Source organism: Micromonospora sp. C97 (assembly GCF_018070385.1).
GTDB classification, from domain to species: domain Bacteria; phylum Actinomycetota; class Actinomycetes; order Mycobacteriales; family Micromonosporaceae; genus Micromonospora; species Micromonospora parva.
Genome location: NZ_JAGPXU010000036.1, coordinates 1 through 12962, shown reverse-complemented (window position 1 = coordinate 12962; position 12962 = coordinate 1). Strand labels below are relative to the sequence as shown.

The 12962-nt window shown below is 67.6% G+C and carries 15 protein-coding genes; 11 read left to right on the top strand and 4 right to left on the bottom strand.

Annotated features, from left to right (window positions below; all coding sequences use genetic code 11):
* Positions 1–69 precede the first annotated feature (69 nt).
* Positions 70–735, top strand: coding sequence for a TetR/AcrR family transcriptional regulator (locus tag KBX26_RS29450; protein ID WP_210866889.1), 666 nt, complete (start codon positions 70–72; stop codon positions 733–735).
* Positions 736–798: 63 nt separating this feature from the next.
* Positions 799–1683: a S41 family peptidase gene (locus KBX26_RS29445; protein WP_030332640.1), complete on the top strand. Its 885-nt coding sequence runs from the start codon at positions 799–801 to the stop codon at positions 1681–1683.
* 165 nt (positions 1684–1848) lie between these two features.
* On the opposite strand, the gene KBX26_RS29440 is transcribed toward KBX26_RS29445, so the two are convergent.
* Entirely contained in the window at positions 1849–2190 is a 342-nt protein-coding gene (locus KBX26_RS29440; RefSeq protein WP_210866888.1) for a GlsB/YeaQ/YmgE family stress response membrane protein, read from the bottom strand.
* Between the two features lie 218 nt (positions 2191–2408).
* Between KBX26_RS29440 and KBX26_RS29435 the strand changes: the two genes are divergently transcribed.
* Positions 2409–3482, top strand: coding sequence for a glycoside hydrolase family 43 protein (locus tag KBX26_RS29435; RefSeq protein WP_210866887.1), 1074 nt, complete (start codon positions 2409–2411; stop codon positions 3480–3482).
* 40 nt (positions 3483–3522) lie between these two features.
* On the opposite strand, the gene KBX26_RS29430 is transcribed toward KBX26_RS29435, so the two are convergent.
* Positions 3523–4179 carry a bifunctional 2-polyprenyl-6-hydroxyphenol methylase/3-demethylubiquinol 3-O-methyltransferase UbiG gene (locus tag KBX26_RS29430; protein WP_030332635.1) on the bottom strand — a complete coding sequence of 219 codons (657 nt, stop codon included), beginning with the start codon at positions 4177–4179 and terminating at the stop codon, positions 3523–3525.
* A gap of 61 nt (positions 4180–4240) precedes the next feature.
* Here KBX26_RS29430 and KBX26_RS29425 point away from each other — a divergent pair, with 61 nt between their 5' ends.
* Complete coding sequence (locus KBX26_RS29425) at positions 4241–4879, top strand: TetR/AcrR family transcriptional regulator (protein ID WP_210858479.1); 639 nt, start codon at positions 4241–4243, stop codon at positions 4877–4879.
* Between the two features lie 79 nt (positions 4880–4958).
* Entirely contained in the window at positions 4959–5336 is a 378-nt protein-coding gene (locus KBX26_RS29420) for a hypothetical protein (protein WP_210858477.1), read from the top strand.
* 190 nt (positions 5337–5526) lie between these two features.
* On the opposite strand, the gene KBX26_RS29415 is transcribed toward KBX26_RS29420, so the two are convergent.
* Entirely contained in the window at positions 5527–6213 is a 687-nt protein-coding gene (locus tag KBX26_RS29415; RefSeq protein WP_210858476.1) for an SDR family NAD(P)-dependent oxidoreductase, read from the bottom strand.
* A gap of 149 nt (positions 6214–6362) precedes the next feature.
* Here KBX26_RS29415 and KBX26_RS29410 point away from each other — a divergent pair, with 149 nt between their 5' ends.
* Together KBX26_RS29410 and KBX26_RS29405 are read left to right on the top strand one after the other, a co-directional pair.
* Positions 6363–6971 carry a TetR/AcrR family transcriptional regulator gene (locus KBX26_RS29410; protein WP_210858475.1) on the top strand — a complete coding sequence of 203 codons (609 nt, stop codon included), beginning with the start codon at positions 6363–6365 and terminating at the stop codon, positions 6969–6971.
* A 136-nt stretch (positions 6972–7107) separates the two neighbouring features.
* Entirely contained in the window at positions 7108–7470 is a 363-nt protein-coding gene (locus tag KBX26_RS29405; protein ID WP_210858474.1) for a nuclear transport factor 2 family protein, read from the top strand.
* 74 nt (positions 7471–7544) lie between these two features.
* Here KBX26_RS29405 and KBX26_RS29400 read toward each other — a convergent pair whose 3' ends face one another.
* Positions 7545–8792 carry a helix-turn-helix domain-containing protein gene (locus KBX26_RS29400; RefSeq protein WP_210866886.1) on the bottom strand — a complete coding sequence of 416 codons (1248 nt, stop codon included), beginning with the start codon at positions 8790–8792 and terminating at the stop codon, positions 7545–7547.
* Positions 8793–9164: 372 nt separating this feature from the next.
* On the opposite strand from KBX26_RS29400, the gene KBX26_RS29395 reads away from it, so the two are divergent.
* From KBX26_RS29395 to KBX26_RS29380, 4 genes are all read left to right on the top strand, one after another.
* On the top strand, positions 9165–10523 hold the full coding sequence (locus KBX26_RS29395; RefSeq protein ID WP_210858274.1) for a hypothetical protein: 1359 nt from the start codon (positions 9165–9167) through the stop codon (positions 10521–10523).
* 40 nt (positions 10524–10563) lie between these two features.
* Positions 10564–11055 carry an NUDIX hydrolase gene (locus KBX26_RS29390; RefSeq protein WP_307857935.1) on the top strand — a complete coding sequence of 164 codons (492 nt, stop codon included), beginning with the start codon at positions 10564–10566 and terminating at the stop codon, positions 11053–11055.
* Between the two features lie 187 nt (positions 11056–11242).
* Complete coding sequence (locus KBX26_RS29385) at positions 11243–11683, top strand: hypothetical protein (RefSeq protein WP_210858272.1); 441 nt, start codon at positions 11243–11245, stop codon at positions 11681–11683.
* 32 nt (positions 11684–11715) lie between these two features.
* On the top strand, positions 11716–12962 hold a 1247-nt coding region (locus tag KBX26_RS29380), incomplete at its 3' end, for a tetratricopeptide repeat protein (RefSeq protein ID WP_210866885.1).

The following is a 12962-nucleotide window of genomic DNA, read 5'->3' as shown; positions in this document are numbered from 1 at the left end:
GCTCGAAACGGTAAGGTACCGCCGGTACACTGTCAAGGGACCGGCGGTACCTAAGTTAGGGTTGGTGTCATGACGTTCCAGCGGGCGCGCAGCGAGGAGCAGCGTGAGATCCGGCGCCGGGCGATCCTGGAGACCACCTCGGCGATGCTCGACGAGATGCCGGTGGCCGAGGTGACCCTCAACGAGCTGAGCCGGCGGGTCGGCCTGGCCAAGACGGCGGTGCTGCGCTATTTCGAGTCCCGCGAGGCGGTGCTGCTCGACCTGATGGACGACCGGACGGCAACCTGGCTGGCCGAGCTGGAGCAGGAGTTGGCCGACGGCGTCGACAGCAGCCGGTCCGCGCCGGAACGGGCCGAGCAGATGGCCGACGTGCTCAGCCGGTCACTCGCCGCCCAGCCGGTGCTTTGTGATCTCTACGGCGCGCAGGGCGGGGTGCTGGAGCACAACGTGTCGGTCGAGGCGGTCCGCCGCCACAAGCGGGCCTCACTGGGCAACCTCGCGGTGATGGCCGCCCTCGTCCGGCGACACCTGCCCGAGGTCGGCGACCCCGCCGAGCTGTTCTGCCTGCACGCCCTGCTCATCGCTGGCGCGCTGTCCGCCTACGACTCGCCGCCGCCCAGCCTGCTCGCCGTCTACGAGTCCGAGCCGGCGCTCGCGGTCCACCATGTCGACCTGCGGACGGCCCTGCGGGTCGCGATCATCACGTCGCTCGTGGGCATGCTACCGCGCTCCTAGCGTCTGGGTCGGAGCGCGAAATTCGATGGCCGTGAGGCCGTTCGCGGTCTACCGTGGCCCGCCGTGCCCTCACACGAACAGATCATCGGACAGGCCCTGGACCGGATCGAGGCCGGGTACGTCTTTCCTGAGAAGGTCGCGGACATCGACGCCGCGATCCGGCGCCGTCTCGCAGCAGGAGAGTACGACGACCTGGACGGACCGGCGCTCTGCGAGACGGTGACCGCCCATCTTCAACAGGCCTGCCCGGACAAGCATCTGCGGTTGCTCTGGACGGACCAGCCGCAGTCGCTGGACCCCGCCGACGAAGACGGGGGGCGGGCCGCGTTCCTCGCACTCCTCAGGACGGAGAACCAGGGAATCCGCCGGGTCGAGCACCTGGACGGGAACATCGGGCTGATCGACGTGCGGCGCATCGCGTACGCCGACGAAGGCGCCGCCGCGATCGGCGCGGCCATGCAACTGGTCGCCCTCAGCTCCGCGCTCATCCTGGACCTGCGCGCCTGCTCCGGCGGAACACCGGAGGGAGCCGCGATGTGGTGCAGCTACTTCTTCCGCGACGACCAGGTGCACCTCAACGACTTCTACGAGAGGTCCACCGGCAACACCCGCCAGTTCTGGACGACCGCGCATCTTCCCGCGCCACGCTACGCGGACCGCCCTGTCCACGTGCTCACCAGCGCGATGACGTTCTCCGGGGGCGAGGATGTGGCGTACACCCTCCAGGCGCACGGCCGGGCCGTCGTCGTCGGTGAGACGACCCGCGGCGGCGCACACCCGACGGCCCGCCACCCGGTCACCGAACACATCCTCGTGACCGTGCCGACCGCCCGGACCATCAACAGCGTCACCGGCACCAACTGGGAAGGCGTCGGCGTGATCCCCGACGTACCCGTCCCGGCGGACCAGGCACTCGACGCGGCACTCAAGGCCATCTCGAGTGGATAGGCGCTTGTTCGCTCACGCGCGCCGGCGGGACTGTCAGTCGGGCGGGGGCGGACACTCCAGGACCGCTATCGAGTTCCCGGCGAACAGCCGCAGGTGCGGATGCTCGGAGAAGATCTGAACCGGGGCGGCCTTTCGAGGGTGGTCCCTGCGCTGGTCGGGGTCAGCTCAGCTTTTGGCCTTGCTGCGACGGGCCCGCCGACGGGGCGTCTCGTCGCCGCCGGCAAGCCGGGTGAAGGTGAGCATGTTCGCCAGCGCCACGGCGATGACCGCGACGCCGACCTGGATCGCGAGCACGATCCAGTCCCAGCGCAGCACCCAGACCCGCACGCTGGCTTCATCGTCGATGTGCAGCGCCTTGGCGACCACTGTGCCCAGCACCGCCGAGCCGACGCCGATGACGAACGTGGCGACGACGCCGATCCGTTGCCTCCCCGGCAGGATGAGTCGTCCGAGCAGGCCGACGAGGGCACCGATGAGCACCGCGCCGAGATAGCCGTATACCAGCATTGCCGTCACTCCCCTCCAGCAGTGCAGAGATACATGCCCGATTCTCACGTTCCCGGAAACCCCGCCGGCTCCATGCCCGGCAACCCACGCTGCGGCTCGTCGGCTCCTGGCCTAATCTATCGATATCAGTCGTTGTCGTTCTGAGGTGCGCGACGGCTGGCCGACCCGATCCGGGTCCGACCGTCGGCCAGCTCACGTCGAGGAGAGGAATCCCGATCGTGAACGCCGACAGTCGAACCCTTCCGCGACTCCTCGCCGCCCTGTTGGCCGCCGTGCTCGCCACCGGCCTGCCAGTGGTCGGCGCCGGGCCGGCGGCGGCCGGGCAGACCAGCCTCCGGGCCGCCGACCCGAGCGTGATCCGCGTCGGTTCCACCTACATCTCCGTCCAGTCGCTCAACGGCGGGATCGCCGTACGGCAGGCAGCGTCACCCGACGCGCTGGCCGCCGCGACCGCGCGGCAGGTGTGGACGGACAGCCGCAACCTCGGTGAGGTCTGGGCTCCGGAGATCGTCACCGATGGTGGCCGCTACTACATCTACTTCTCGGCCGGGCGCAGCACCGCCCACCGCATGTACGTGATCCACTCGGCGTCGCCGGCCAGCGGCTACACGTCCGAGCGGCAGCTCGCGCTGCCGGGCGGCAAGTGGGCCATCGACGGCAGCCTGTTCACCTTCAACGGGCAGCGATGGTTCGTCTGGTCCGGCTGGGCCGGCGACACCAACGTCGAGCAGAACATCTACCTCAGCCGGATGAGCGACCCGCTCACCCCGACCGGTAGCCGGTACGTCATCTCCCAGCCGCGCGAGAGCTGGGAGCGTGTGGTGGGCAACCCGTTCATCAACGAGTCCCCCGAGGCGATCAGGGACCCGAACGGGCAGCTGCACATCGTCTACTCCGCCAACGGCAGCTGGAGTGACCAGTACTGCCTGGCCGACCTGCGACTGCGCGCCGGCGGCGACCCCACGTACGTGTGGGACTGGTACAAGTCCAACGGCTGCCTGTTCGGCTCGAACCGGGCCACCATGATGGCCGGCTGGGATCCCACCCTGTACGTGAACGGCCCCGGGCACCACAGCTTCGTGCTGCTCAATGGCGACATCGCCACGAGCCCACCCGCCGGGCCGAGGTTCCCGCTGATGTTCCACGCCGTACCCAAGGGCACGGCGTACTCCTGGGCGAACCGGTACTGGTACACCGGCACCTTCTGCTGGTGGGGCAACACCACCTACCGCCGCGCCAACGTGCCCGGCCCGACCAGCGACACCGGGTTCAGCCTCAAGTTCTTCGAGTGATCGCGCAACGCGCACGCCGGCTCCACGCGGTCGGAAGGTGCTAGGCGTCGCGGCGCAGCGTGAACCAGAAGGTCGGCACCGAGTTGGTGCCCGGCGTGACGTCGATGAGTGCCCAGCCGGGGAACCTGTCGCGGAGTTCGTCGGCGGTGACGCCCGCTGCCCATGACGTGATCTCGGAGACCGGATTGTCGAGTGTCTCGGGGCCGTACCCGAACATCAGCAACAGCGCTCCGGGCGCGGCGCGGTGGGTGAGCCCGGCGGCGTAGGCGTCGCGGCGGTGCAGTGGGATTCCGCAGTAGCAGCTCAGGTCGAAGAACAGGTCGAACGGGCCCGGCACGTCCAGGTCGTCGAGGCGCGTGGCGTCTCCGTGCCGCACCCGTACCGCCACTCCCGCCGCCGCGGCCTTCTCCCTGGCCTGGTCGACGGCGCTGTCGATCAGATCGACGGCGGCCACCTCCCAGCCGTGCCGCGCGAGGTAGATGGCGTTGGTCCCGGTGCCGCAGCCGAGTTCGAGGGCCCGGCCGGGCGGCAGCGCGCCATGCCCCTCAATCAGGTCCACCAACTCGGGCGGCGTCACGCCGGTGTCCCACGGCGGCTTGCCGGTGCGGTAGTAGCCCTCCAGGGCGCGGTGAACGGCTTCCTCCTCCGGGTCCCGCCGCGTCGTGGCCGGGTTCTGGCTGGCGTTGAGCTGGGACATCGTCTCCTCCAGAAATTTAGAGTTGGACTCTAGTGACGTACTCTAAAGATAGGCTCGCACTATGGAGAAGGTCAAGCGGCCGGACAAGCGGGCTGAGCGCTCACAACGCACCCGCGAGAAGGTCATCGAGGCGGCTCGCGAGCTGTTCGTCGCGCAGGGTTACGGTGCGACGAGCCTGCAGGAGGTCGCGGACCGGGCGGGCGTGGCCGTCCAGACGGTCTACTTCGTCTTCCGCAACAAGCGCACGCTGTTCAAGGACGTCGTCGACACGTCCATCGCCGGGGACACCGCGCCGGTCGCCACCATGGACCGTGAGTGGTTTCGCGCCGCGTGCGCCGACCCCACCGCAGCCGGGCAACTGCGCACGCACGTGCACGGCGCCAGCGAGATCCTGGGCCGGGTCGCCCCGATCATGCCGCTGATCGCGGCCGCCGCAGCCACCGACCCGGAGATCGCCGCACAGTGGCCGGACGACGCCGATCCGCGTTACACAGTGCAGTACGCAGCAGCCGAAGCGCTGGTGGGCAAGCCCGACGCCCGCCCCGGCCTCTCCGTCGAGATGGCGGCGGACCTGCTGTACGGCATGCTCAGCCCGGAGCTCTACCTGATCTTCGTCCGCGACCGCGACTGGTCACCGGGCGCGTGGGAAGAGTGGGCCCGCGCCACCCTGACCTCCCAACTCTGCGCCGACCACGGCTGAGCGGACGGCGTCACTGTCGCTCGCCAGCCCAGCGCCGCGCCCCGACCAGAGGTTGCCCGCCGCTGGCAGCATCGGTCTGATGAACGTTCGTCGCCTGGCGGCCATCGACATGCACGGCAGCCGGGGAACCACCCGCCGACGGCGGATCATCCTGGCCGAGTTCCTCATCGGCGTGGTGCTGATGGTGACGTGGGGAGGTTGGCTGTTGGCGTCGTCGACCGGCTTCGGCAGCCGAGCGGTCGGCGTGTGGTTGGTCGGCGCGGGTCTCAACTACGCGCCTCTGTCCCTGCACGCGCTCGCGCTGATGCGGCCGGGCGCCCTCGACGCGGAACTGGCCGGCGCCGACATCGACCGGGAGCTGCGCCGGTACACGGTGCTCCAGCTCTGGGTGGTCGTGCCGCTCTCGCTCGTCGTTCTCGCCATCCGCGACGCACTCGCCCAACGTCGCAACGCCTAGGAAAGCACTTGGTTCGAGATACAGGTGAACACGTACCACGGCGGCTACAACGATCCCAGCTGCTGAGCACCGCGCGACTGTGACCTGACGCAGGAGCGGCCCTTGAGCGACGCCGGACATCGGTGTCGCCCAAGGGCCGTCCCCCGCCGCCCACTCCCCCACCGACCATCCCCGGCCCTGTTTGCCCGTGCTACCAGTTCAAGGGGCCGAGCTCGTCGGTGAAGGTGCCGGTTGGGCCGTCGGGGCCGAGGGTGGCCAGGCGTACGACGGTCGTGGCGCTCTCCGCCACCGGTCGTCCGGTTCCGAGGGCGGCGGTCATGTCGGTGGCGGTGAAGCCGGGCTCCAGCGCGTTGAACTTGATGCCCGGGTTGGCCTTGGCGTACTGGATCGTGAGCATGGTGGCCGCCGACTTGGAAGCCGCGTAGAGCGCCGCCGGAAGGTTGAATTCCGGCCGTTCCGGGTTGGTGACCGCCCAGAAGGACCCCATGCTGCTGGACACGGTGACCACCGTCGGGTTCGACGACCGTCGGAGCAGGGGTAGTGCCGCCTCGGTGACGCGGACGATCCCCACCGCGTTGGTGTCGAACACCCGCAGGGCGGTGGGGCCGTCGACGGGGCCGTCGCCGAGGATGCCCGCGTTGTTCACGAGGACGTCGAGTCGACCCTCCGCCGAGTCGACAGTCGCCAGCGCGCCGCTCACCGACGCGTCGTCGGTGACGTCGAGCTGCACGAACCGTGCGCCCAACTCGGCTGCGGCCTTCTCGCCCCGCTCGACGTCGCGGGCACCGATGTAGACGGTGTGGCCCAGTTCGAGAAGCTGCCTGGCGGTCTCGAACCCGATGCCCTTGTTGCCACCGGTGATGAGCGTGACGGTCATTCGTATCTCCTACGTGTGCAGCCACGGGGTGCCCTGTGAGCGACCGCCGCGTTTTTTGTACCGCTCGGTTGCCAACGACCGTAACAGGGTTTTGTACTGATCGGTTGGTGACCAGGGTCACGATCTGTACCGAGCGGTACACTGGCGCCATGAGCACTGAGACGCCCGCCGTGGGACGCCCCCGGGCCTTCGACGAGGAGACGGTCCTCGACCGGGCAACCGAGGCCTTCTGGCGACACGGCTACGAGGGCGCGTCCCTGAGCGTCCTCACCAGCGCGATGGGCATCAACCGGCCGAGCCTGTACGCCGCCTTCGGCAGCAAGGAACAGCTGTTCCAGCGAGCCTTCGCCCGCTACCACGACACCCAGGTCGCCAACGCCCGCGCCGCACTCGACCAACCCACCGCGTACGCCTCGATCGAAGCCTTCCTGCGCGCCAGCGCCGACGGCCTCACCGACCGTGACCACCCGGCGGGCTGCCTCTCCATCCAGGGAGGCCTGGCCTGCTCGCCGGAGAACGCCCGCATCTCCGAGATCCTGGCCGCCGGCCGCGCCGCCACCGAGGCGGCCGTGGAAGAGCGACTGTCCCGCGCCACGAAGGAGGGGGACCTCCCGGACGGCATGGATCCCGGCGCGCTGGCGCGGTTCGTGATGGCCCTCAGCGAAGGGCACGCTGTCCACGCCGCGTCGGGCGCGAGCCGCGAAGACCTCCACGCCTCGGTCGACATCGCCCTGCGCGCCCTCGCGCTGCGTCAGTGAGCCGCGCCGCGTCGGCGGCGCTCACCGCGCCGGGCGGCGGCCGGAGGTCTGGAGCAGCAGCTCCCACCCACCGCCCACATTCTGCTGACCGCGAAGTGACTTCCACGAGGTCTGGTCCACCAACCATGCTGGCCCGATGAATCCGCCGGAACTCGCAACGTCGGAGAGGCTGCTCACCAACCTCTACGCGGCATTCAACGAGCGTGACATCCCCGCCCTGCTGGCCGCCATGACGCCGGATGTGTCGTGGCCAAATGGCTGGGAGGGAGGCCACGTTCACGGCCGTGACGAGGTGAGTTCCTACTGGCGCAGACAATGGGACCAGATCGAACCGAGCGTCCTGCCGACCGCGTTCGCCGCGGAGGCCGACGGGCGAATCGTCGTCACCGTCCACCAGGTCGTCCGCGACAAAACCGGAGCGACAATCGCGGATCACACCGTCACGCATGTCTACCGATTCACCGACGGGTTGGTGGCAGAGATGGAAATTCGAGCGTAAAGACGTCCGCGATCTTTTGGCGTCCGCCGTCGGCTGGCGCTGCGCCCCTGAGCCCGTCGCAGTGCCAGCGGTGGTCAGCGGGTGAGGCCGACCAGCGTCGCCAGTCGCGCCACGCCGGCCGGCGCCGGGTGACCCCGGGCGACCTCGGCGATGAGGGTACGCGCCAGAGGCCGGCACCGAACCTCGGCCGGCGCGACGCTGTCCGCGTCGACGAGGGCGCGTGCGGCGCCACGCAGGTCCCCCACCTGGAGGTACGCCCGAGCGACGTCCACGAGGTACGCACCCCGATGCTCGGCCGGCAACCGCCGCCACGCCTCCCGCCGCACCACGATCGCGTGCCGCCGCACCGCCTCAACGGCGTCCCCTCGCACGGCAGCCACCACCACCCGCGCCAACTCGACGGCGACGGGCCCGAAGCTGGTGCGGTGTGTGTCGTCGTACCCCCGCAGCCCGGCGGCGATCCCCGCGGCCCGGCCAATCAGCTCGTCGGCGCGACGGTGCTCACCGCACCCAGCAGCAGCCAACGCTGCCTGCAGAAGCAAAGCCCCACCCACAGCCCACTCCCCCGCCGGCCGCAGCCCCACTCCCCGTTGCCCCGCTCCTCGTTGATCATGAGGTTGCCGGGCGCTTTGATCTCCACCAAACCCGCCAACCTCATGATCACCGGTACGGGATGACGGTGGGAGGAGGCGGTTGGCTGCACTTTGGGCTGCGGTCAGGGCCAGGGGGTCGCGGTTGGCGGCACGTAGTGCCTGGGCTACCGCGATCGTCGCTGTTGCCGCCAACGTCGGGTCGTCGCCGGCTGCGGCCATCGCGCGGTCGGCAGCCAGCCAGGCGAGGTCAGCCTCGCCGAGCTTCACCAGCAGCGACGAGGTGATCCGGTACGCCTGCACCAACAGCTCCGGTGACCGCACACCCTGTGCGGCGTCGAGCAGACCCGGCACCACCCGCACCAACTGCCCGTAGTGCGCATGCTGGTAGGCCAACCACGCGTGCCCGACCTGCCTTCGCAGCTCGTCCGTCCGCGGTGGAGCCTGCGGGGTGTCGTAGCGGGCGAGCGCGGCCCGGATGTCGTCCACCCCGTCCGGCGTGCCCGCCGGAGTGCTCCGCGGCCGGCCGAGCAGCACCTCCGGCTCCACCCGCAGGACGTGGGCCAGTTCCTGGATCACCGAGTACCGGTCCAGGGCGCGGGCACCACGCTCGATCTTGTCCACCCAGCTCTTCGACCTGCGCAACCGGTCGGCAAGCACCTGCTGCGTCATCTGCCGCCGCACCCGCCAGCTCGCCACTCGGCGGCCGATAGGGATGTCATCGCTGGTCACGCCGCCACCGCCGGTCCGGGACCGCGCGGGTCGTGTCGTCAACGGGTACGCGCTCCGCCTCGGCCTGCGCCAGAAGGCGCTGTTTGGCCGCCTCCCGCTCGCCCGCCTCGAACTGCTCGCCTCGATTTGCTGACCCGTCGCCCTGCATCGCCACCTCCGTCAGCCCGGGACGCGACGCTCAGACTTCGCCTACACCCAGGACACCTGCGATTAGCGAAGCGGGCTGCCGATCAACGGACCAGATGGCAAGTAATGCGCTCGCTTGCGCTGCTCAGGACGTGGGTTGCGCAGGGTTGCGCGGGTCCCCATGGGACTTCGGCAGCCCATAGGCTCGTCACTGTTGGTAGTTGACTGATGCCTGGAGGCGGAACGATGGCGCGACCGGTGACGAACACGGCGTTCGAAGGGCTTCTGCTGGCCGCCGGTTACGCCAACTCTCACGCTGCCTTTGCCCGACAGCTCAATCACACCGGCCGCGACCAGGGCACCTGGCGGTACGACGCGGCCAGCGTCTACTGGTGGCTACGCGGTCGCCGGCCTGGAGAGCACGTCCAAGCGGCCATGGTCGAAACACTGGCCCGCAAGCTCGGACGCTCAGTCGCGGTCACGGAGTTGGGGTTCGGTGCCGCCGAAGACATCGGAATGTGCATCTACCCCGCGTCCGCCGACGGGGCGGTAGATGCCTCAGAGCAAATATGGACGAGGCTAGCCAAGCACATCAACCAACATCCCAGTGAAATGTTCGACAGCGGCAAGGCACTCCAGGCCGCGCTCGGTTGGCGATACGACCTGCCCGACGACACGGTCAGCCGGAACGGTCGGCAACAGGTCACCTCCACCGACGTTCAATCGCTGTACGCGCTGGCGGACCATTTCACTGATCTCGACCGACGTCACGGCAGCGGCTCTCCCCACACCCGTGCCGTGATGGCTGACTTCCTCGTACGTCAGGTCACGCCCATGCTGCACGGCACCTACACCGATGCCGTGGGGCGTGACCTCATGCGCGCAGCGGCAACGCTCACCGGTCAACTCGCCTTCATGTCGTACGACGCAGGTGAGCATGCAATGGCGCAACATCATGTGACCCTCGGCTTACGGCTCGCCAAGGCCGCTGGCGACCGCCTCTACGGCGCACATCTGCTGGCCAACCTCGCCACACAGGCTGTCTTTCTAGGGCACGCCCGAGAGGCGGCGCGGCTCATCGAAGCAGCGATTGACGGAGCCGGCCGCGCACCCGCTGCGGTCCTCGCACGGCTGCACTCCACCGCCGCCACCGCCTACGGACAGTCAGGCGAGCGGCGTGCTTGCCAGCTCGCCCTAACTAGGGCGGAGCGAGCTCTGGATCGAACGGGCATGGACCCTGGCCCGCGCTGGGTCGGCTACTTCAGCCCTGCCCACCTGGCAGGGGCGGCGATCAGGTGCCTGAGCGACCTGTGTCTGCACAAGCAGGCCCTTCGACACGTCCCCGACGCGCTCAGTCTCGGCAGTCAGAACGTCCGAACGCGTGCCCTGCACACCGCCCTCATCGCTATGACTCACGCTCGCGCTGGTGACACTGAGGCCGCCTGCAACTGGGCTGTCAAGCTCGGGCAACATGCCGTAGGCATCCAGTCGACGCGTGTTCAACGGCGCGTCGATGAACTCGCTGCCACGCTCGGGCCGCAGCGAGAATCACCCCAGGTTAACGAAGTCCTGCATGCCCTCGAAGCCATGCCAGCAGCAATGTAGCGCGGGAGCACTGCTAGACATGTCCGCTAGCGTCACCGAGGTGACCTGGACGGAGCCCGCCACATGGTACTCGAACCTGGCTTCCTTCTACGCTGCCGCTGCGGCCTTTATCACCGACCCGGCCGGCAAAGTGCTGCTCGTCAAGCCCACATACCGTGATCACTGGGCATTTCCGGGCGGCTACGTGGACGAGGGTGAATACCCGCACGATGCTTGCGCTCGCGAGATTCGCGAGGAGTTAGGGACACATCTGACAGTTGGTGATCTACTCGTCGTCGACTGGGCGCTACCTTCCGGGCCACGACCGCGCGCGATAATCAGCTTTACCTTCGACTGCGGGTCGATCGCTAACCTGGACGGCTTGGATCTACCGAGACAGGAGTTGGAAGACGTCGCCTTCTTCACGCACGAGGAGGCCGAGCAGCGCCTGCCGGACAACGTTGCCCCACGAGTTCATGCCGCAATGCGCGCGCGCCACCAACACGTTCCGATGTATCTTGCCGGCGGCTCTGCTACCCCACTGCTCCCCTGAGAGGCGACGGCGGGCACCTGGGGGACGACCTTTGCTTGATCGAGCTGGCGTTGGGTCAGGCCCTGCCAAGCAGCCATTCCCAATGTGTCGTGTGCCTTGCTAGGCTGCTTCATCCCATGGAGGCACACTCCTCAACGCGTCCCACCCCGCTCGCGCAGGCGACCGACAGGGAATGAGGTTCTCAGCGATGGCCCAGACGTCAGCCGAGTGGCTGGAAGGTCAGGCAGACAGAGCCTCTGCTCGTCAACGCGCCCAAGTGGACACAGCCAAACTGCTAGCAACGTTTGCTGCCGGGGTTGCCGCCACACTTGTAGCCACAGCACTTCAAGTTGGCACACCTGAAAAGTTAGACGAAATCGCTACATGGTCTTTAGGGGCTTGCTTCTTTGCGGTAATATGGATTATCCTTCTCGACCGAATTGCGGTCGCAGACCACACTCGCATCCTCGAATTATCGCATCTACATAACTGGGACGATCAGCGATTAATGACAGAGCTGCGAACAGCAACAATTAAAGCGGCACACAGCAACAGTGAAGTCGTAAATTGTGTGCGAATGGCCCTCGCGCTGCAAGTGGCCCTGTCTGCAACGACCGGCACGATAGCTGTTCTGTCATTACTATTCTGAACCAAATCTTGACGAGGGGCTAGGATTGCCGCATGAGCCAAGATGAAGCGCCCATTCGGGTGGTCGGCTGGGGGTTTCTGCGTCTGCCCGGCGAGCGTTCGCGCTGGCGCAGGGCGGAAGAGGCTGCGCGGCGCCTGATCGAATTGGCGGAAGAGGCTCGTGCACGCACAATCGCAGCTCCTTCACCGGAGGCGACACGCGCCACAGATGCCGCCACACCCAAGGGATCCAACGCGTTGGCAAGCGAGTCAGGGGCCACCGCCTCCTCAATCGAAGATATTCCTGGCGGTACCAAAATGACGACCTCTTTAGTGCCCTCATTGGTTCGCGCCGACGCCCCAGCCGCTACGGTGGATGACGAGCAACTAGAGCAGCTCGAACAGATTTTCAGTCTACCTGCGGCCGAGAAGCAGCGCCGACATTCTGGGCACGGGGATTGGCTATTGAAAGCGGCCGGATCAGCAACACTTTCAACGGAAGAATTACCCTCCCCCCTCGGCGGAGAGGGCCCGGGTGAGCCTATAAGGTCAATCGATGCAAGCGAGAGCCAAGGAAACCAGGTCGCGGCCAAACGGCTAATTGAGTCAGCACTGATGAGCGTAAAGCGGGCGGACCCGGAACGTGCTCGTGAATATTTTGCGCGCGCCATCGCGGCTGACCCCCATAGCGCCCTAGCTCTTCGAAGCTATGCGAAGTTCTTGATGGAGAGCCTCGGGGATTTTCAAGCCGCCCTGGAATTATACGAGAAAGCTGTCAGCATAGATCCGTCCGACATTCAGCTGCAACGCAACCTGAGTATCGCCCACGGCCGGCTAGGCGATATGGCCCAAGACCGCGGCAGATTAGACGAGGCCCACACCGCCCATCGCGCTGCCCTCGCCATTGATATGCGTCTAGCTGAAGCCGACCCCGACAACGCCGAAGCACAACGCGACCTCAGCATCACCCACAGCAGACTCGGCGACATCGCCCACGCTCGCGGCAACCTCGACGACGCCGAGACCGCCTACCGCGCCGCTCTGACCATCCACGCGCATCTAGCTGAAGCCGACCCCGACAACGCCGAAGCACAACGCGACCTCAGCATCACCCACAGCAGACTCGGCGACATCGCCCACGCTCGCGGCAACCTCGACGACGCCGAGACCGCCTACCGTGCCGCTCTCGCCATCGACGTTCGCCTAGCTGAAGCGGACCCCGACAACGCCGAAGCACAACGCGACCTCAGCATCACCCACAGCAGACTCGGCGACATCGCCCACGCTCGCGGCAACCTCAA

Bases quoted from the DNA above. Each gene is read 5' to 3' on its own strand.
- KBX26_RS29450 (WP_210866889.1), top strand. From the start codon at position 70: ATGACGTTCCAGCGGGCGCGCAGCGAGGAGCAGCGTGAGATCCGGCGC.
- KBX26_RS29440 (WP_210866888.1), bottom strand. From the start codon at position 2,190: ATGCTGGTATACGGCTATCTCGGCGCGGTGCTCATCGGTGCCCTCGTC.
- KBX26_RS29430 (WP_030332635.1), bottom strand. From the start codon at position 4,179: ATGTCCCAGCTCAACGCCAGCCAGAACCCGGCCACGACGCGGCGGGAC.
- KBX26_RS29425 (WP_210858479.1), top strand. From the start codon at position 4,241: ATGGAGAAGGTCAAGCGGCCGGACAAGCGGGCTGAGCGCTCACAACGC.
- KBX26_RS29420 (WP_210858477.1), top strand. From the start codon at position 4,959: ATGAACGTTCGTCGCCTGGCGGCCATCGACATGCACGGCAGCCGGGGA.
- KBX26_RS29415 (WP_210858476.1), bottom strand. From the start codon at position 6,213: ATGACCGTCACGCTCATCACCGGTGGCAACAAGGGCATCGGGTTCGAG.
- KBX26_RS29410 (WP_210858475.1), top strand. From the start codon at position 6,363: ATGAGCACTGAGACGCCCGCCGTGGGACGCCCCCGGGCCTTCGACGAG.
- KBX26_RS29405 (WP_210858474.1), top strand. From the start codon at position 7,108: ATGAATCCGCCGGAACTCGCAACGTCGGAGAGGCTGCTCACCAACCTC.
- KBX26_RS29395 (WP_210858274.1), top strand. From the start codon at position 9,165: ATGGCGCGACCGGTGACGAACACGGCGTTCGAAGGGCTTCTGCTGGCC.
- KBX26_RS29385 (WP_210858272.1), top strand. From the start codon at position 11,243: ATGGCCCAGACGTCAGCCGAGTGGCTGGAAGGTCAGGCAGACAGAGCC.